This is a genomic window from Enterobacter sp. MGH120, assembly GCF_001037725.1.
Classification (GTDB): Bacteria; Pseudomonadota; Gammaproteobacteria; order Enterobacterales; family Enterobacteriaceae; genus Enterobacter; species Enterobacter hormaechei_C.
Window position 1 is genome coordinate 1,590,381 of the sequence record NZ_KQ089940.1, and the last position, 18,493, is coordinate 1,608,873.

The 18,493-nt window shown below is 53.1% G+C and carries 19 protein-coding genes and 1 other RNA gene; 9 read left to right on the forward strand and 11 right to left on the reverse strand.

Features of this window, described 5'->3' with window-relative positions; genetic code table 11:
• The first annotated feature begins 85 nt into the window (after nt 1–85).
• The 6 genes from flhD to SK54_RS07585 all read left to right on the forward strand — a co-directional run bounded on the left by flhD (nt 86) and on the right by SK54_RS07585 (nt 5,369).
• Entirely contained in the window at nt 86–436 is a 351-nt protein-coding gene (gene flhD / locus SK54_RS07560) for a flagellar transcriptional regulator FlhD (protein WP_023295279.1), read from the forward strand.
• Between the two features lies 1 nt (nt 437).
• Nucleotides 438–1,010 (forward strand): flagellar transcriptional regulator FlhC, encoded by a 573-nt coding sequence (gene flhC, locus SK54_RS07565; protein WP_015571589.1) that lies wholly within the window; start codon nt 438–440, stop codon nt 1,008–1,010.
• An 85-nt stretch (nt 1,011–1,095) separates the two neighbouring features.
• Nucleotides 1,096–1,992, forward strand: coding sequence for a flagellar motor stator protein MotA (motA, locus tag SK54_RS07570; RefSeq protein ID WP_017692837.1), 897 nt, complete (start codon nt 1,096–1,098; stop codon nt 1,990–1,992).
• Nucleotides 1,989–2,894 (forward strand): flagellar motor protein MotB, encoded by a 906-nt coding sequence (gene motB / locus SK54_RS07575; protein WP_047716676.1) that lies wholly within the window; start codon nt 1,989–1,991, stop codon nt 2,892–2,894. The genes motA and motB overlap by 4 nt, the downstream gene beginning before the upstream one ends.
• Nucleotides 2,881–4,869 (forward strand): chemotaxis protein CheA, encoded by a 1,989-nt coding sequence (gene cheA / locus SK54_RS07580; protein ID WP_032649208.1) that lies wholly within the window; start codon nt 2,881–2,883, stop codon nt 4,867–4,869. Before motB ends, cheA begins: the two co-directional genes overlap by 14 nt.
• Nucleotides 4,866–5,369: a chemotaxis protein CheW gene (locus SK54_RS07585; protein ID WP_015571587.1), complete on the forward strand. Its 504-nt coding sequence runs from the start codon at nt 4,866–4,868 to the stop codon at nt 5,367–5,369. The genes cheA and SK54_RS07585 overlap by 4 nt, the downstream gene beginning before the upstream one ends.
• 65 nt (nt 5,370–5,434) lie before the next feature.
• On the opposite strand, the gene SK54_RS07590 is transcribed toward SK54_RS07585, so the two are convergent.
• The 8 genes from SK54_RS07590 to smpB all read right to left on the reverse strand — a co-directional run bounded on the left by SK54_RS07590 (nt 5,435) and on the right by smpB (nt 13,660).
• Nucleotides 5,435–6,490, reverse strand: a complete 1,056-nt coding sequence (locus SK54_RS07590) for an ABC transporter ATP-binding protein (protein WP_048246990.1) — start codon at nt 6,488–6,490, stop codon at nt 5,435–5,437.
• Nucleotide 6,491: 1 nt separating this feature from the next.
• Nucleotides 6,492–7,703, reverse strand: coding sequence for an ADP-ribosylglycohydrolase family protein (locus tag SK54_RS07595; protein ID WP_048246992.1), 1,212 nt, complete (start codon nt 7,701–7,703; stop codon nt 6,492–6,494).
• Nucleotides 7,700–9,100, reverse strand: coding sequence for an extracellular solute-binding protein (locus SK54_RS07600; protein WP_048246994.1), 1,401 nt, complete (start codon nt 9,098–9,100; stop codon nt 7,700–7,702). Before SK54_RS07600 ends, SK54_RS07595 begins: the two co-directional genes overlap by 4 nt.
• A 14-nt stretch (nt 9,101–9,114) precedes the next feature.
• Nucleotides 9,115–10,014 (reverse strand): carbohydrate ABC transporter permease, encoded by a 900-nt coding sequence (locus SK54_RS07605; protein WP_045339512.1) that lies wholly within the window; start codon nt 10,012–10,014, stop codon nt 9,115–9,117.
• Entirely contained in the window at nt 10,014–10,937 is a 924-nt protein-coding gene (locus SK54_RS07610; RefSeq protein WP_255354930.1) for an ABC transporter permease, read from the reverse strand. The genes SK54_RS07605 and SK54_RS07610 overlap by 1 nt, the downstream gene beginning before the upstream one ends.
• Before the next feature lie 121 nt (nt 10,938–11,058).
• On the reverse strand, nt 11,059–12,297 hold the full coding sequence (gene rbsK / locus SK54_RS07615; protein WP_033487528.1) for a ribokinase: 1,239 nt from the start codon (nt 12,295–12,297) through the stop codon (nt 11,059–11,061).
• Nucleotides 12,298–12,724: 427 nt separating this feature from the next.
• Nucleotides 12,725–13,088: a transfer-messenger RNA gene (gene ssrA, locus SK54_RS21825) on the reverse strand.
• A gap of 89 nt (nt 13,089–13,177) precedes the next feature.
• The gene (gene smpB / locus SK54_RS07620) at nt 13,178–13,660 is read right to left on the reverse strand and encodes an SsrA-binding protein SmpB (protein WP_003863115.1); all 483 of its coding nucleotides are present in this window, start codon (nt 13,658–13,660) and stop codon (nt 13,178–13,180) included.
• Nucleotides 13,661–13,816: 156 nt separating this feature from the next.
• On the opposite strand from smpB, the gene SK54_RS07625 reads away from it, so the two are divergent.
• Nucleotides 13,817–14,254 (forward strand): type II toxin-antitoxin system RatA family toxin, encoded by a 438-nt coding sequence (locus SK54_RS07625; RefSeq protein ID WP_003863117.1) that lies wholly within the window; start codon nt 13,817–13,819, stop codon nt 14,252–14,254.
• On the forward strand, nt 14,244–14,531 hold the full coding sequence (locus SK54_RS07630) for an RnfH family protein (RefSeq protein WP_023304268.1): 288 nt from the start codon (nt 14,244–14,246) through the stop codon (nt 14,529–14,531). Before SK54_RS07625 ends, SK54_RS07630 begins: the two co-directional genes overlap by 11 nt.
• A 108-nt stretch (nt 14,532–14,639) precedes the next feature.
• Here SK54_RS07630 and bamE read toward each other — a convergent pair whose 3' ends face one another.
• From bamE to nadK, 3 genes are all read right to left on the reverse strand, one after another.
• A complete protein-coding gene (gene bamE, locus SK54_RS07635; protein WP_003863121.1) occupies nt 14,640–14,978 on the reverse strand; it encodes an outer membrane protein assembly factor BamE in 339 nt (112 codons plus the stop codon).
• Nucleotides 14,979–15,116: 138 nt separating this feature from the next.
• Nucleotides 15,117–16,778, reverse strand: coding sequence for a DNA repair protein RecN (recN, locus tag SK54_RS07640; protein ID WP_015571579.1), 1,662 nt, complete (start codon nt 16,776–16,778; stop codon nt 15,117–15,119).
• Nucleotides 16,779–16,863: 85 nt separating this feature from the next.
• Nucleotides 16,864–17,742 carry an NAD(+) kinase gene (gene nadK / locus SK54_RS07645; RefSeq protein WP_017383004.1) on the reverse strand — a complete coding sequence of 293 codons (879 nt, stop codon included), beginning with the start codon at nt 17,740–17,742 and terminating at the stop codon, nt 16,864–16,866.
• A 122-nt stretch (nt 17,743–17,864) separates the two neighbouring features.
• Between nadK and grpE the strand changes: the two genes are divergently transcribed.
• On the forward strand, nt 17,865–18,458 hold the full coding sequence (gene grpE / locus SK54_RS07655) for a nucleotide exchange factor GrpE (protein ID WP_003863126.1): 594 nt from the start codon (nt 17,865–17,867) through the stop codon (nt 18,456–18,458).
• The last annotated feature ends 35 nt before the right edge of the window (nt 18,459–18,493 follow it).

Genomic DNA, 18,493 nt, shown 5'->3' on the forward strand with positions numbered 1-18,493 from the left:
CAAAAGACTCTCTGCATCGACCGGGTAAACATTTTGCCTTAACTATTTAGCCTTGTTTGTGGTTGAAAAACAGTGGGAGCTTTTTGTGTCCAATTTTGACGAGTATCTGCAAAACATTCACGATATTAATCTTTCTTATTTATTACTGGCGCAGCAGCTGATCAGACAGGACAAGTTTGCTGCCAGTTTTCGTCTCGGCTTATCCGAAGGCACGATTGATAATTTAAAAGAGTTGTCTTTACCACAGTTGATGAAACTGGCTGCGACCAATCAGTTGATTTGTCGTTTACGCGTCGATGACGAAGTGGTCATCGAAAATTTGACGAAAGATTCGCGTATTGAAGCTCTTCAGCAAATTCATACCGGCATCATTTTATCGACAAACTTACTTAATTCATTAAGCGAGTCCGATGCTGCTGTGACGGGAGAAGCATAAAATGTGCGAGAAAAGTTTATTGCAAGAAATTGAAGAGGTAAATATTGCCATGGGGTTAATTAACCTTGGGGCAAGAATGCAGGTTCTGGAATCTGAAACTTCTTTAAGTCGTCGGCGTTTACTGCGCTTGTATAAAGAGTTACGCGGCTGTCCGCCTCCAAAAGGGATGCTCCCTTTTTCTGAAGACTGGTTCATGTCATGGGAGCAGAATATTCACTCTTCCATGTTCTATAACATTTACCTTTATCTTCAGAAAACTGGGGGCGGGCGTCCTATTGAAATATTGATGAAAACCTACCGTCTTTATCTGGAGCAGTGTGGTTCTTGCTGCGACGATAAACCTGTCCTGGGGCTAACGCGTGCCTGGACATTATTACGCTTTATCGACTGCGGTATTATTTCCCGTAAGGCCTGTAGCGTTTGTTCCGGTGGTTTTGTGGTCACGACGGAATTCATCAAAAACCCGTTCACCTGTAGTTTGTGTAGCCCTCCTTCGCGGGCATTTAAGAAATCGCAGGTCAACCTCAGCGGAATCGCAGGCAATTATGCCACGCCGGAAATTATGACAGCCTGACGGATGTTCGATGGCAATGCACAGGATGGCGTTTTATTCGATGCCACGGCACTCGACATCGGTCAGCGAGTAAAAAGGAGAGAGTGTGTTAGTTATCTTTGGCTATCTTGTTGTTATTGCTACCGTATTTGGTGGGTTCGTACTGTCTGGTGGTAATCTGCTCGCGCTGTTCCAGCCTTTGGAATTGTTAATTATCGGCGGTGCCGGGGTCGGCGCTTTTATTGTTGGTAATAACATGAAATCCCTTAAGGCGACGGGTAAAGCTATCGTGAAGCTGTTCGTGGGGAAACGCTACAACAAAACGGTTTATATGGACCTGATGGCGCTTATGTTTTTGCTGCTGTCAAAAAGTCGTGTTCAGGGACTCATGTCACTTGAGAAAGACATTGAAGATCCGGCGGGCAGCGAAATTTTCAGCGCTTATCCTCGTCTGATGAGCGATCCGATGTTAAGCAACTTTATCCTCGATTACTTCCGCCTGATGATTGGCGGAAGTATGAACTCGCATGAAATCGAAGCGTTAATGGATGAGGAAATTGAAACCTGCGAAGAGGAGCTTGAGGTTCCGGCCCACAGTCTGAATACCGTCGGCGATGCCTTTCCGGCCTTTGGTATTGTGGCTGCCGTCATGGGGGTAGTGAACGCGCTCGGTGCCGCGGACCGACCCGCAGCCGAGCTCGGAATGTTGATTGGCCACGCGCTGGTGGGCACGTTCCTCGGAATTTTGATTGCCTACGGGTTTGTATTACCGCTCGCAACCCTGCTGCGTCAGATGAGTTCCGATCAGGTCAAAATCCTTCAGTGTATAAAAGTCACGCTGCTCTCCAGTCTAAACGGCTATGCGCCACAAATTGCCGTGGAGTTTGGCCGAAAAACCATTTTTACCAGCGAACGGCCTTCCTTTGAGGAGCTTGAAGAGCATGTGCGGGAAGTGAAATCCAGCGCCAGCCTTAAGTCTAAGTCTGCGGATGCCACGGCATGAAAAACGATTCCCCGATAATCATTTCGCGCAAGCGAAAGAAGAAAAAGCATGCTCATCACGGTGGTACGTGGAAAATCGCCTACGCCGATTTTATGACCGCGATGATGGCGTTCTTCCTGGTAATGTGGCTGATTTCTCAGTCCAGCACGGTGCAGCGGGAGATGATCGCCGATTACTTCCGCATGCCGCTTAAGCCATCTATGGCCAATGGCGACAAAACCAGCCTGAGCGACAGCATCATCCCCGGCGGCGGTGACGATCTGATGAAGCAGGACGGAGAAGTGGCGAATCATAAGCGGGTACAGAGCGAGCGGCAGCGCTGGATGGAGAGCCTGAAACAGGCCAGAGATAAATTGCAGCAGATGATCCAAACCGATCCCCGGCTCAATAACTTTAAATCCAACATTATGCTGCGTCTTACCAACGACGGCCTGCTCATTCAGATCACCGACAGCCAGGATCGCCCGATGTTTAGAGTAGGCAGCGAGCTGCCGGAATCCTATATGAACGGCATTTTGCAGGCGCTTGTGCCGCTGTTGCAGGAGTTGCCCAATAAAATCAGTCTCACCGGCCATACCGACTCGCTTCCCTATGCGGGCGGCACCTCCGGATACAGTAACTGGGAACTTTCTTCCGGACGCGCCAACGCCGCGCGCCGCGTGCTGGTTAAAGCAGGTCTTGACGATGAGCGTTTTCTTCGAGTGATCGGCACGGGAAGCCGTATGCCTTTAGAAAACAGTGATCCCTCAAGTCCGGCGAATCGCCGTATTAGCATTTTGGTATTAAGTAAAACCAAAGAACAGGATATCCGTCTGGAAGACACGCGCATGCATCGCCCAGAAAACGTCCTGAACAACACTACGCAGCAGGAGGTAAGGGGGTATAGCGATGGACATGAATGATTTCACCGAGATCTTTTTTACCGAAGCGGAAGAGCTGCTGGCCGAGATGGAGAAGCATTTGCTGGAGATTGATGCCGCATCGCCGAATCCTGAACAGGTAAATGCCATTTTTCGCGCAGCGCATTCTTTGAAAGGCGGGGCAGGGACTTTTGGCTTTAATGCCCTGCAAGAGACCACGCATCTACTTGAGAACCTGTTTGACCAGGTGCGAGCCGGAGAACGCTCGCTTAACCGAACGACCGTTAATCTATTTCTGGAATGTAAAGACATTATGCAAGCGCAACTGGAAGCCTATCAGTCTTCGCAGGAACCTGATGAAGCGAGTTATCGCTATATTTGTGAAGCCCTGCGCAAGATTGCTCTGGAAGACAAACATGCCCAGACGGCAGTCGAGTTGCAAGACAAAGCCGCGACGCAGCAGGGGGCAGCTGATGGTGAGCCTTTACTCTGCGTGACGTTGAAGAAAATTCCTGAAAGCGAGCGGGCAATGCTTCAGGAAGAGTTATCCCACATGGGAGAGATTGTCGCTACGGAGAAGGCTGATGATGGCATGGTGGTTCAGCTGCGCACGAGCGCCTCTGCCGACGATATCTCCGCGGTGCTGTGTTTTGTGCTTGAAGAGTCGCAAATCCTTATCGAGCATGTCGTTCAACCAGCGTCGGTTGAAGTGACTTCTCCTGTTACGGACAAGGCTTCTGTAGTCGCGGACCATTCAGAACCGCCTTCACGACCTGCCGCGCCGGTGCCAGCCCGCAGTAATAGTCAGGAATCGGGCAGCATCCGCGTGGCGGTCAGTAAAGTCGATCAGATCATTAACCAGGTGGGTGAGCTCATCATCACCCAGGCGATGCTATCTCAGCTTTCCAAAAAACTTGATCCAGCGAGCTACGACATGCTCTCCAGCTGCGTGGCGCAAATGGAGCGTAATACACGCGAGCTTCAGTCATCAGTCATGTCGATTCGAATGATGCCAATGGATTATGTGTTTAGCCGCTTCCCGCGGCTGGTGCACGATCTGGGTTCACGTCTGAACAAAGAGGTAGAGCTAACTCTTCGTGGCGGCTCGGCCGAGCTGGATAAGAGCCTGATCGAACGCATTATCGACCCACTGACTCATCTGGTGCGTAACAGTCTCGATCACGGCATTGAGCAGAAAGAAGAACGTGCCCGTAAGGGGAAGTCGGTAGTGGGCAATCTTATTCTCTCGGCGGAACATCATGGCGGCAATATCATCATTGAGGTGACTGATGATGGTGCCGGACTGAACCGGGAGAAAATCCTCGCGAAAGCCCGCTCCCAGGGAATGAATATCAGCGACACCCTCAGCGATGAGGACGTATGGATGCTGATTTTCGCCGCGGGATTTTCCACCGCAGAAAGCGTGACGGATGTTTCCGGGCGCGGCGTGGGTATGGACGTGGTCCGTCGTAACATTATGGCCATGGGCGGCCATGTCGAAGTCCTTTCAAAGCCGGGAGAAGGCACGACGATACGCATTATTCTGCCGCTGACGCTGGCAATCCTTGATGGCATGCTGGTGAAAGTTGGACAGGAGATCTATGTTCTGCCGCTCGGCGCGGTAATGGAATCGCTGAGGCCCGGCGAGGATATGCTCTGCCGCTTCGTCGGGGAGGAACGCCTGCTGCAAATTCGTGGCGAATATCTTCCGCTGGTGATGCTGCGTCAGCGCCTATCGGTGCCCGGCGAGACCGCACCTGAAGATGGCATTGTGGTGATCGTCCAAAGCGCTGGATGCCGCTACGCCCTGTGGGTCGATCAGCTCATTGGTCAGCAACAGGTTGTGGTAAAAAACCTCGAACAGAACTATCGCAAAGTACCGGGCGTTTCAGCCGCGACCATTCTCGGTGATGGCAGCGTTGCGCTAATCCTCGACGTGGTTGAACTGTCGACGATGAACGGACAAAAGGAAAACCATGTCAGGCCGACGTTCGGCAAGCAAGGAGTAACAGCATGACCCAAACAACGACAAAGCCTGCGGGCGCGGACGCCATTGCGCAGGAGTATCTGGTTTTTCGTCTCGGTAACGAAGAATATGGGATCGACATTCTGAAGGTACAAGAGATACGTGGATGCGATAGCGTTACTCGTATCCCGAACGCGCCAGGTTTTATCACCGGCGTGACCAACCTGCGCGGTGTGATAGTGCCAATAGTTGACCTTCGCGTGCGCTTCAGTCTTCCTGACGTTCAGCAGGATGACAGTACGGTAGTGATCATCCTTAACCTCAATAATCGCGTTGTAGGAATCGTGGTAGACGGTGTGGTTGACGTGCTGTCGATGGACATGGATCAGATTAAACCGACGCCGGACTTCGCGTCCATGCTATCAAGCCGCTATCTTCTTGGGCTTGGCGTGATGGAAAACAGAATGATCATCCTGGTCAATATCGAAATGCTGCTCAGCCGTGAAGAGATGGATATGGTGGATTCGATGCTGGAAACTAGCCTGGCCTAGCCTGATATATACCCACCGCCATTATAAAATCCCCCTGCGATTGCAGGAGGGATTGATTAAGCATTCTATGACCGCAGGCGCTTACCGGTCTGGGCATCAAACAAGAACATTTTTTCCGCGTCTACGGTGAGGAAGACCTTCTGACCCACGTTGATATCCAGCTTTTCATGGGACACCACGATCAGCTCCTGATCGTTGATACGCACCCGGATCTCCTGTCCTTCCCCGGTCATTTCTATCAGCACGATTTCCGCTGGCATCCCTGACTCGCCGAGCCGGATATAGTGCGGTCGGGTGGCGCAGATGATCTCCATCCCTTCAATATGTGAGCGGAGGGGGCAGGGGAAGCGGTAGCCGTTGTTGAGCACAATCTCGCCGTGCTGAATCACGCCTTTAAGGGTGTTAATTTCCGGCGTGCCGATAAAGCCCGCGACAAACAGGTTATCCGGGTTACGGTACAGCTCTTCCGGGGTGCCGACTTGCTCTATATGTCCGGCATTCAGCACCACAATCCTGTCCGCCATGGTCATCGCCTCCGTCTGATCGTGCGTGACGTAGATGGTGGTGCGCCCCATCCGCTGGTGGATCTTACGAATTTCGCCGCGCATTTTATGGCGCAGTTTGGCGTCCAGGTTGGAGAGCGGTTCATCAAACAAAAAGGCCTTCGGGTCACGCACCAGCGCGCGTCCCATCGCCACGCGCTGACTCTGGCCGCCGGAAAGATCCCGCGGGAGGCGATCGAGCAGATGCGTCAGGCCGAGGATTTCCGCTGCCTCTTCCACGCGCGCCATCCGTTCCGCTTTTGAGACGCTGGCAAGCTTCAGGGCAAAACTCATGTTGTCCCGCACCTTCATGTGTGGATAGAGCGCATAGCTCTGGAACACCATGGCGATATCGCGTTTTTTGGCGGGCAGAGTGTTGACCACCTCGCCGTGCATCAGCAGTTCACCGGAGGTGATGTCTTCCAGACCCGCAATCATGCGCAGCAGGGTGGATTTCCCACACCCGGACGGGCCGACCAGCACAATAAATTCGCCTTCGTGAATGCTCAGCGAGATCCCTTTAATGATGCTGACGTTGCCGTAGGATTTGCCGAGATTATTTAAAACGATTTGGCTCATGTTACTCTCCTCGCCCGGCGGTGTGGCCTGGCTGCAATAATGGCATGACGTGCTGGCGGTAAAGCGCCGCCGCAGCGAGATCCTGCTGGATAACGCTTTGTGCTGATTCGCTGAAGCGCAGCGCGGCCGTACGCAGATCCAGGCGGTTGGCGCTATCAATACCCGCCAGCACCTCAGGTTCGACAATGGCTTCCCCGTGCAGCGCGCCTAAAATCGCGCCGCTCATCACCCCGATAGAGTCGGTATCACGGCCTGAATTGATGGCGTCTTCCACCGCGCCGCGAAACTCGCCTTCGCGCAGCAGGCAGAAGGCCAGCGCCATCGGCAGTTCCTCAATCGACATCAGACGCGAGGGCTGGTAGGCCATGGTCGGGACGCCCGCTTTTTCCGGGCCGTGCATCAGGTCATCACCCATCGGTGAGAAGGGCAAAAGCGCATCGTGCAGGGCGTCAACGACCTGTTGATAATCCCATGCGGTTCCACGGTAGCGACGCGCGACCTCAAGCGTTGCCGCAATGGCCTGGCGGGTGCCGTCTTTAGCCAGTTTCAATGCGATGTTGGTGATAGCCTCAATGGTGATGCCAGGAATAAATGCCGCTGCAACGCAGGCGGCGAAGACCCCAGCGGCCTCCAGCCCATAGCTCTGCTGATGCCCCTGGGTGAAATTAATGGCTTCCTGGTAAGCTGCCTCAGGGTTGCAGGCATTAATAGCTCCGATGGGGGCGGCATACATGGCTGCGCCGCAGTTCACCATATTGCCCACGCCGCCCTGGCGCGGATCGCAGGCGGCCAGTTGCAGACGATGGAAGATCCATTTTTCCGGATAAAACAGGCGCTCAATAACCAGCGCTTCCCGATCCAGTTCCGGCACCCAGCGCGGTTCCCAGGCAATCTTCCGCACAAAAGACTCCCCCATATCCCACGCATCAACGTGACGGCCCAGCTCGCTGTAAACCTCCATCAGGCAGAGCGTCATCAGCGTATCGTCGGTGATGATACCGTTGCCGCGTACGCGGTTGTTGCGCCGTGCGGACGGCTCGTTCATCCGGTGCCAGCGCTGGTGGATGGAGGTGACGCGGCCATATTTCTCCGCGATTTGCCGGGCGGAGAGTTTCTCAACCGGTCCGCCTAAGGCATCACCGAACGCCACGCCATACAGCATGCCCAGAATGCGGGACGTGAACGATAAATCAGCGGCTTGAGTAACGGTCATTTTAATTTTTCCTCTGCATATTCGGTCATGGCGTTTCCACCTGCGGCTTTCCAGGCGCTGACATACTGATCCCACTGATCAAATGACGCTTTGCCAGAGACAAACTGGTACGCCCACTGGTTATAAATACTGCTGGTTGAGTCGATGGCGGCGGCAAACGACGCCGGGAAGATAAAGGCGTTATCCGCCGTAAAATAACGTTGTGAATTGTCGATATAGCGCAGCATCGCGGGCGTCCGCCACTCCACCGGCGGCTTCCAGTTGGCGGCCTGGATAAACCGCGGATACCAGGCATTAATTTTTGGCGTCACGTTTATCGTGTTGCCCTTACGAACGTAGTGCGTGTTCTCGAAGCCCATCTGCTCCATCATTTGCCCTTCCGGGCTTGCCAGAAAATCGAGCAGGATCATCACTTCCTTTTTATGTTTCGAGAGCGAGGACATGGCAAAGCCGCGCGTTTCCATGGAAACATCTGTCGCCGCCAGCCCTTTACCTGCCGGGCCTTCGGGTGGGTCGAGCAGGGTGAGGGTGGCGTCAGGATGGATCTGGCGCATCTTTTCCTGGTACACGCCGACGTTGCCCGGCGATGAGACAGACACCACGCCAACCTTGCCGGTATAAAACTCATCCTCTTTTAGCTCCCAGTTGGTGGTGATGTACTGGGAGGAGAGCAGTCCTTTCTGATACAGCGAATGGTAGAACTCCAGCTTGCTCCGCTCCTGCGGGCTTATCTGGGCGTTGATCAGCTTGCCCTGGTCGTCCTTGAGCCAGGTGGCGTAAATACCAAACGCCGGGTTCATAAAACCGTCGAGATCGCGCAGGTCTTTCTCGGAGGTGATCCCCCAGCTGTCCGTCTTACCGTCGCCGTTGTAGTCACCGGCGTGGATCGCATTGAACAGCGTGACGTACTCCGCCAGCGTTTTGGGCGATGCGCTGAACCCGCTCTTCTGTAACCAGTCCTCACGGATCACCGGCTGGCGCGCGCGCAGGGGAAAGACATACAGCAGGGTCGGATGGTTTTGCAGGCGAAGCCGGTTGTGCGGCCACAGCGCCTCTTTCAGATAGCGGGTTTGCGCAATCCACGGACGCCAGTCTTCAAGAATGCCCTGTTCGACCATCTTCTGGTCGCTGCCGTTGAAGTAGATCAGGTCAGGGATGGTGCCGGAGAGCAGCATCACGTTCAGCACGTCGGAGTAGCCGGAAGACGACAGGTTGACGATCTCAATGTGGATATCGTGTCCCTGGCGTGCCAGCGCCTGCTCGATTCGCTGAATATGCGCGACATCTTCGCGGTTGGTGGTCAGCAGATCTTTTTCCACAATCCGGATAGTGACCGGCTCGGCCCAGGCGGCCTGGCATAACAGCAGGCCGCAGGCGATTGCTGTGAATAATTTCATCGTCATCGCTCCTGTTAACCCTTCACCGCGCCGGACATGGTCCCTTTGGTGAAGAAGCGCAAAATAATCGGGTAGATGGCAATCAGCGGGGCGATGGTTAAGGTGATCATCCCGGCTTTCAGCGCCTTGATGCTGATCTGGCTGGCATTGGTGTAGTTCGACATGCTTTCGACGCCTACCATCGCCAGCTTATCGCCCTCGACGACAAACTGGCGCAACACCACCTGCAACGGCCATTTGTCCGGGTCGTTGAGGTACACCATGGCGCGGAAAAACTCGTTCCAGTGCAGCACCATGTAAAATAACGTGATCATGGCAATGGACGATTTGGCGACCGGCATAATGACGTACCACAGCGTCTGGAACGGGTTCGCGCCATCGAGTTCGGCGGCTTCCAGCAGCTCCTCCGGGATCTCTTCGAACAGGCGAACCAGAATAATCAGGTACCAGGCGAAGACGGCGCGATACAGGATGACGGACCAGTAGCTGTTCAGTAGCCCCAGCTTTTTCATCACCAGAAAATCGGGGATGATGCCCGGCTCAAAGACGATGGTGAACAGGACAAACATAAACAGCCAGCGGCGTCCCGGCAGGCGTTTTTGCGCCAGCGCCCAGGCCAGCAGCACGGTGAAAACTACGTTGATGATGGTGCCCACCACGGTAATCAGCATCGCATTGCCAAACCCGCGCAGCACGGCTTCGTTGGTCAGCAGCAGCTTCCAGACGTCCAGCGAAAAGCCCTGCGGAATAATTTCCAGGCCGCTCATGCCGGGCACGTTTGCCGGGCTGGAGAAGGATATCGCCACCAGGTTGAGGATCGGTTGTAGCGTCACGACAACCAGCAGCATCAGTACCGAGAGAATGAGCACGTATTCGATGCGCTCAAAAGGGGTGCTTCGTGATGAGATGCGCATTACCAGACTCCTTTACCCGTCAGGCGTTTTGAAACGTTATGTGCCAGCACGATAAGGACCATGCCGATCACGCCTTTGAATAACCCTGCGGCGGTCGCCAGCGAGAACTCCCCGGTGCGCAGGCCCATGCGGTAGACGTAGGTGTCGATGATGTCTATCTGACCGTTCACCACGTCGTTGGTCATGTTGAAGACCTGATCAAAACCCTGGCTCAGGAACAGCCCGACGTTGAGGATAAACAGCGTGGCGATGGTCGGGGTGATAGCGGGCAGGGTGATGTGCCAGATTTTGCGCCAGCGCCCGGCACCATCCATTTCCGCCGCTTCATACAGCTGTGGATCGATGGCGAGGATCGCCGCGATGTAAAGTAATGAATCCCAGCCCGCGCTGCGCCACATTTCAGTGAACACCAGTACCCAGCGGATAGAGCCGCTGTCGGTCATAAAGGGGATCGGATCGTAGCCCATCGATTTAATGATGTCGTTAACCGCGCCATCAACCGGCGAGAGCGTGGCAATCGCGATACTGGCGATCACCACCCAGGAAAGATAATGCGGCAGATAAATCACCGACTGGACAAATTTACGGTAACCGGATGAGCGCTCTTCATTGAGCAAGAGCGCCACGATAATGGGAACCGGAAAAATAAAAATCAGCTTCATTGCGCCGATAATCACGGTGTTCTGTATCACCTGCCAGAAAACAGGGGATGACATCAGCGTGGCAAAATACTGCATCCCGACCCAGATATTCGGCGGGATAATACGGTACTGCTCAAACGCAATTTTGGTTTCCCAAATGGGTAAATAGTGCCAGATAAAAAAATAGATAACTCCAGGCAGGGCCATCACGTAGAACGGCCACCACCGGCGTAACGTCTGGCGGCAACGTGCCATGCGGGATAGTGTTTGCTGGTGAGGCATGTTATTTACCTGCGGTATCGCGCCGCCGGGTTTAGATTCTGTCAGGGCTTTCATCGGACATACTCCCATTACTGAAATGGTTGTCGTGAATATAATCTGTGTTTGCAGAAATATGCGTGCGTTAAATTTTCTCGGTGAGAATTTTTTTATCGTTATATTGCGCGAGGCGGGTCAGGACATCTTTATATTCAGGCATATTTGATGCGCCTTCTTTTTCGACGGCCAAAGAGGCGAAAGCACAGGCAAATTTTGCTGCCTGAATAATGGATTCCCCTTTCGCCATCGCGGCGGCGAATGCGCCGTTGAAGGCATCGCCAGCACCGGTGGTATCCACACATACGGCTTTCAGCGCCGGGATATGAATGAATTGCTCACCGTCATAAATAAGCGCGCCTTTCGCTCCCATGGTGATGATGACGTGACCTACCCCTTTCGCTTTAATGGCTCTGGCGGCTTCCTTCGCGCTGGCAAGATCCACAATATGAATGCCGGACAGCAATGAGGCCTCAGTCTCGTTTGGGGTCAGAAAGTCCACGTTCTTCAGGCAGCTAACCACATCAGATGACCAGGGCGCCGGGTTTAACACCACCTTGATCCCGTTACGGCGGGCAATTTCTATTGCCCGAAAGGTAGCGGGGAGATTATTTTCCAGCTGGGTTAAAAAAATATCTGCGTTTTTCACTTCCGGGGTAATCGCTTCAACTTCATCGGCAGTAATGGACCTATTGGCCCCAGGGCTGATGGCAATCATATTTTCACCATCACTTTGACAAACATAAATAAGCGCGGTGCCGGTTTTCTGATCTTTATCCTGATAAAGCGTGAAGCTGTCGATAGCAGAAGATGAAAGATGTTCAAAGGCCATCTGACTAAACTGATCGTTACCCACTTTACCGACAAAATGGGTTTTAACATTGCATTTGCTTACGGCCAGCGCCTGATTTGCGCCTTTGCCGCCGGGGCCAATAATCGTATTTTCGGAAAAAATAGATTCTCCGCTTTGCGGGAAACGATCGACATTAGCAATAATATCAACGTTGAATGAACCCAGAATACAGACTTTACCTTTCATCTTTCGCCCTTTATGTCGGGATTTGATCGTTTTTCTTGACTGCGCGGAGTCAAAAAAATGAATGATATTGCTATCTAAATTATTGACTGATTGGGTATGAAAAATACGGCGTTTGATAATTGCCCCACCGTGGCATCGCTCAATGCCGCCTTCCTGCGCTAATAAGTTCAGGTCGCTGCGAATCGTTTCCCTGGTGACGTTAAATACTTTCGCAAGCTGATTCACCGTCGCCCGTTCGTACCTGTTAAGCCAGGTCAAAATTGCATAATGCCGTTCTTTATTGAGCATAAGGTCACCTCTGTGGTTATATTATTGTTTCCTTGTTGTTAATGTTTTGGTGTTGTTCACAGATCGTTCGACAAAACAAAAGAAAACGGAAATATATGAGGTGATAACTATTTAATATCAATTGGTTATGTTGATTGCGTGAAGGGAGATTGGGCTTTGATTTGCAGTGCGGGGATTTCAACGATGGCATGGGCCATGACGCAACGTTAGATTTTTCTCGGGCGCTTTAGCACGCAGAACATTGGTGTAGGTCTGGGGGGCTGTGGCTGATCCGGCATGAACCGGAATACCTGAACGTATAGCGATAATCGCCGGACTAAGTCGAATGGCTCGGACAACGACAGACACAAAAAAGCCCGCAGGGCTTGCGCCGTGCGGGCTTTCAGGACTTCATCGGATGACTCTGGTATTCACCGATGGAGAATTTTGGTGGAGCTGGCGGGAGTTGAACCCGCGTCCGAAATTTCTACATCCTCGGTACTACATGCTTAGTTTGTCTTTACATTCGCACGCCAGCTGCGGACAAACACGCCACTAACGAACTAGCCTGATTAGTTTTAACGCTTCAACCCCAGGCAGGGTTTCCACGCGATCTCTTTTGGGTTTGACCTCTCTTTGATCCCCGTCTTAAGAGCGGAAGCTAGGGAGAGAGGGCTCTTAGCAGGTTATTAAGCTGCTAAAGCGTAGTTTTCGTCGTTTGCGACTATTTTTTTGCGGCTTTTAACGAGGCAAACCGCCCCTCGGCATGCACCTTGGGTTTCGCAAATCCCGTCGAATCCAGAATCAGCCCCAATAGTGTTGAACTCAGTATACCAGATTTTACTTCCTCGACACCAGCCCGAAACGCTAACTTATTGAATAGTACAATAAGTGCGCAGAATCAACGTCCTGCGTTTTTCATGATACGTGCTTTGTCGAGCTGCCACTCGCGTGCTTTCAGGTCAGTACGTTTGTCGTGCTGTTTCTTACCTTTCGCCACGCCGATTTTCACTTTGCACCAGGCATTTTTCCAGTACAAAGAGAGCGCCACCACGGTGAAGCCTTCGCGGTTGATGCGTCCGTAGAGGGATTCCAGTTCGCGCTTGTTCAGCAGCAGCTTACGGGTGCGGGTAGGATCGCAGACGTAATGTGAAGAGGCGACGGTCAGCGGCGTAAAGTTCGCGCCGAACAGGAAGGCCTCACCGTCTTTCAGGATCACGTAGCTGTCGCCGATATTGGCTTTCCCGGCACGCAGCGATTTTACTTCCCAGCCCTGCAACGCAAGGCCGGCCTCGAATTCTTCTTCGATGAAATACTCGTGGCGAGCACGCTTGTTAAGCGCAATGGTCGCCGAACCAGGTTTATGTGCTTTTTTCTTCGTCATAAGTGTCGTAAAGCCGTCGGTAATCTGATTTTAAAAAGTCACCTCATTGCGTCCTGTGAGGTCTAACGCGCTATCTTAGCACGAGATAAGGCTTAGCGTTTTTTTAACAGGTGATAAATGTTATTATTTGTCTGTTGTGTGACCATGGAAAATGCTATGCCTCAGATTAGCCGTACCGCGCTTGTTCCCTACAGCGCGGAACAAATGTATCAGTTAGTGAACGACGTTCAGTCGTATCCGGAATTTATTCCGGGATGCACCGGTAGCCGGGTGCTGGAATCCGGCCCGACGCAGATGACTGCGGCCGTGGATGTCTCCAAAGCGGGGATCAGCAAAACGTTCACCACGCGCAATACCCTGACGAGCAATCAGAGTATTTTGATGCATCTGGTGGATGGTCCGTTTAAAAAACTGATGGGGGGGTGGAAGTTTACGCCGCTGAGCGCTGACGCCTGCCGCATTGAGTTTCATCTGGATTTTGAATTTACCAATAAGCTGATCGAACTGGCGTTTGGCCGTATCTTTAAAGAGCTGGCCTCGAATATGGTTCAGGCGTTCACCACGCGCGCCAAAGAGGTTTACAGTGTCGCATAAGATTGCTGTTGAGGTGGTGTATGCGCTGCCGGAGAAGCAGTATTTGCAGCGCGTGACGCTTGAAGAGGGCGCCACCGTTGAGGCGGCTATCCGGGCCTCCGGCATCCTTGAACTTCGCCGTGATATTGACCTGGCGAAGAATAAAGTCGGCATTTATAGCCGTCCGGTAAAGCTTGCTGATACGCTGAAGGATGGCGATCGGGTTGAGATTTATCGCCCGCTGATTGCTGACCCGAAAGAGCTGCGCCGTCAGCGAGCGGAGAAATCGGGTAAGTAGCGCTTTCTCCCCCGGTGGCGCTTCGCTTACCGGGACTACGATTCTGCGTAAGAATTCAGATACAAAAAAGGTGCTCAATGAGCACCTTTTTGCGTTGCTGACGCCTGATTATTTGGTCAGGGCAGGCTTGTTGTCGATGTTGGTCAGCACGCCGGCACTGCTGAAGGTCAGCGTCAGGGTTTGCTGGGTCACATCTTCATGACCAGGCTGCTGGCGGAATACATAGAACCAGGTGTTTGTGCCGAACGGATCGGACATCATCGGGGTTCCCAGGGCATAAGCTACCTGCTGTTGTGTCATACCCACGCGGATTTTGGACACATCGTTAGGGGTAAGGTAGTTCCCCTGGTTGATATCAGGACGGTAAACCACTTTCTCCAGAGTGGAACAGCCTGCGGTCAACATCAGAAGAACCGCTGCGGCAGCGGTCAGCGTTTTACAGCGCATAGTGATTTGATTCCTTTTCGGGCCCGAGCAGTACGCGGCTCATATGTAATATGCCGATGATAATAGACCTTGCCCCACTTTGAAACCGGTCTGGCGGCGTTTTTGTTGTTCTGTATGACCCTGAGATCCCGAAAAAGTTTATGCCGCCAGCAGTTCTTTCGCATTCGCAAGCGTATTGCGGGTGACTTCACTGCCGCCGAGCAGGCGTGCCAGCTCCTGCAAGCGTGAGCGTTTATCCAGCGGCTTCATGTGCGTTTCCGTCATTTCGCCATCGGTTTCCTTGCTGACGATAAAGTGGTGATGACCACAACCGGCGACCTGCGGCAGGTGAGTCACACACATGACCTGCGTCGATTCACCTAACTGACGCAGCAGTTTGCCGACAACGGCCGCGGTCGGGCCGCTGATACCCACATCCACTTCATCGAAAATCAACGCCGGGGTTTCCATTTTACGGGCGGTAATCACCTGAATGGCCAGGGCGATACGCGACAGTTCACCGCCGGAAGCCACTTTCGAAATCGCCTGCAAAGGCTGGCCCGGGTTGGTGGTGACGCGGAATTCTACGCGATCTGCGCCTTCCGCCGTCAGGTGATTCTCTTCAAAGCGAACATCTATGGTGAACACCCCATGCGGCATCGCCAGCGTATGCATGCTGTCGGTAATGTGCTGGCTAAGCTCCAGCGCATAGTGTTGCCGCACGTCATGCAGCCGTTTCGCCGTTTCCAGCGCCTGCTGATGATGCAGATTAACCGCCAGAGACAAGGTTTCAAGGGAATCGGCCTGATCGTCCAGCTGCTGCTGTTCCTCCAGCAGAGACTGATAGTAATTCGGCAGCTCTTCCGGGGTTACGTGATGCTTACGCGCCAGTGAAATCTGACGGGATATGCGTTGCTCAAGCTCGAACAGACGGTTCGGGTCGAGATCCAGACGTTCACAGTAGTGGCGCAGTTCATCCCCGGCTTCTGAAATCTGAATCGCGGCCTCTTCCAGCATTTCCAGTACGCCAGAAAGCTTATTGTCCATGCCGGTCAGTTCGGTCACAAGCTGACGCACGTTATACAGCTGGCTCTGCAAATTCACGTCTTCGCCATCCGCCAGCATATTAAGGGCAGTCTGGCTGGTGGAAAGCAGCTGACCGCTGTTGGCCAGACGCTTGTACTCTTCGTCGATTTGCTCAAATTCACCCGCCTGCGGGTTAAATTCGTTCAGCTCTTTCAGCTGATATTCCAGCAGCTCGGCGCGCGCGGTACGCTCCTGGCTTTGCTGCTGATGCTGCGCAAGTTCGCGGCAGCTTTGATGCCACTGACGATAGTGCTCCGCCATGAGTTGAGTAAGCGCGTACTCACCTGCGTAGCCATCAAGCAGGGCTTTCTGTTGTTCGGGTTTGATTAACTGCTGGTGCGCATGCTGACCATGGATCTGGATGAGCAGCTGGCCCAGCTCGCGAAGCTGGGAAAGGGGAACCGCTGTACCATTGATAAAACCGCGGGAGCGGCCATCGCTGCTGATGACGCGGCGAAGTAAACACTCACGTCCGTCTTCGAGCTGGTTCGCTTCCAGCCAGCGCAGGGCGGCAGGTGTGTCTTTCAACGAGAAGCGGGCGCAGAGATCGGCACGGGCGGCGCCTGTGCGCACCATATCCCCCTCAGCACGACCGCCGAGGCACAAGCCGAGGGCATCAATGGCAATGGATTTACCTGCACCGGTTTCACCGGTAATCGCCGTCATTCCGCTATGGAAGTCGATCTCAAGCTCACGAACAATGGCAAAGTTGCTGATGGTCAGTTGTGCCAGCATAATTGTTTTCCTGTATGAAAAACCATAACTGTGTTTGTATACAGTATAAACTGGTTTTATATACAGTAAAGTGCTGGATGCAAAATCAGAACAATTTTTTTGACCAGCCGAGCTTGGAGCTTAATGTGTTGAAATAGCTGTAATCTTTCGGGTGAATCAGGTTCAGATGGTAATCGCAGCGGCGAATGAGGACATCTTCACCTTCCTGAATGGGGAGCGCAATCTGACTGTCGCAGCTGATCTCCAGGTCGTTACGGCGATGGGAAAAACGCAGGCGGATGGTGCTGTCGCCGTTGATCACCAGCGGACGCGCCGAGAGCGTATGCGGGAACATCGGCACCAGGGTAATGGCATCCAGCGATGGCGTCAGGATTGGGCCTCCGGCTGAAAGCGAGTAGGCAGTTGACCCCGTCGGGGTTGAAATAATCAGCCCGTCAGAACGCTGCGAGAAAGCGAAGATTTCGTCGATATAGACTTCGAACTCGATCATGTGCGCCACTTTACCGGGATGGAGAACCACCTCGTTAATGGCGGTGCTGATGCGCTTCTGGCAGTCCTGCTGACACACCTGGGCTTCCAGTAAAAACCGTTTTTCACTGATATAGTGGCCTTCCAGCACGTCCGCCAGCTGCTGCTGCGCATTGTCCGGGTCGAGGTCGGTCAGGAAACCGAGATTGCCACGGTTAATACCAATAACCTTAATATCATAGCGAGCCAGCGTTCGCGCCGCGCCCAGCATATTGCCGTCGCCACCGACCACCACGGCGAGATCCGCCTGCTGGCCAATTTCCGCCAGCGTGCCGGTTCTGACGCTTTTAAGCTGCAACTCCTGGGCGATCTGCTGCTCGACCATCACTTCATAGCCTTTACCACACAGCCAGCGATACAACATTTCATGTGTCGTCAATGCGGTAGGGTGACGCGGATGGCCGACGATCCCAATACACCTGAAATGATTATTCATTTTCTGGAGGTCCTTGTGCCTGATGAATGATGACAATCTGCCTTGTTCCCTTGAATCCAGGAAACTGATCCCCATAATAAGCGAAGTTAGCGAGATGAATGCAGAAAAACGCGGAGAAATTCATGAGTAGTAAAGAACAGAAAACGCCTGAGGGGCAAGCCCCTGAAGAAATTATCACGGAACAGCACGATGAAGTTGAGGCAGTAGAGCCAGACACGTCTGCTGAGCAGGTGGACCCGCGCGATGAAAAAATTGCCAACCTGGAAGCTCAGTTGGTAGAAGCGCAGAATCGCGAACGCGATGGCGTACTGCGTATCAAAGCGGAAATGGAAAACCTGCGCCGTCGTACCGAGCTGGACGTTGAAAAGGCGCACAAATTTGCGCTGGAGAAATTCGTCAACGAACTGCTTCCGGTGATCGACAGCCTGGATCGCGCGCTGGAAGTGGCGGATAAAGCTAACCCGGATAACGCGGCGATGATTGAAGGCATTGAGCTGACGCTGAAATCCATGCTGGATGTGGTGCGTAAGTTCGGTGTTGAAGTGATTGCCGATACGGATGTACCGCTGGATCCAAACGTTCACCAGGCCATTGCGATGGTGGAATCCGAAGACGTTGCCGCGGGTAACGTGCTGGGCGTGATGCAGAAAGGGTATACCCTGAACGGTCGTACTATTCGCGCTGCGATGGTGACCGTGGCGAAAGCGAAAGCATAACGTGCTGCCTGTAGTGCCGGGTGGCGGCGTTCGCC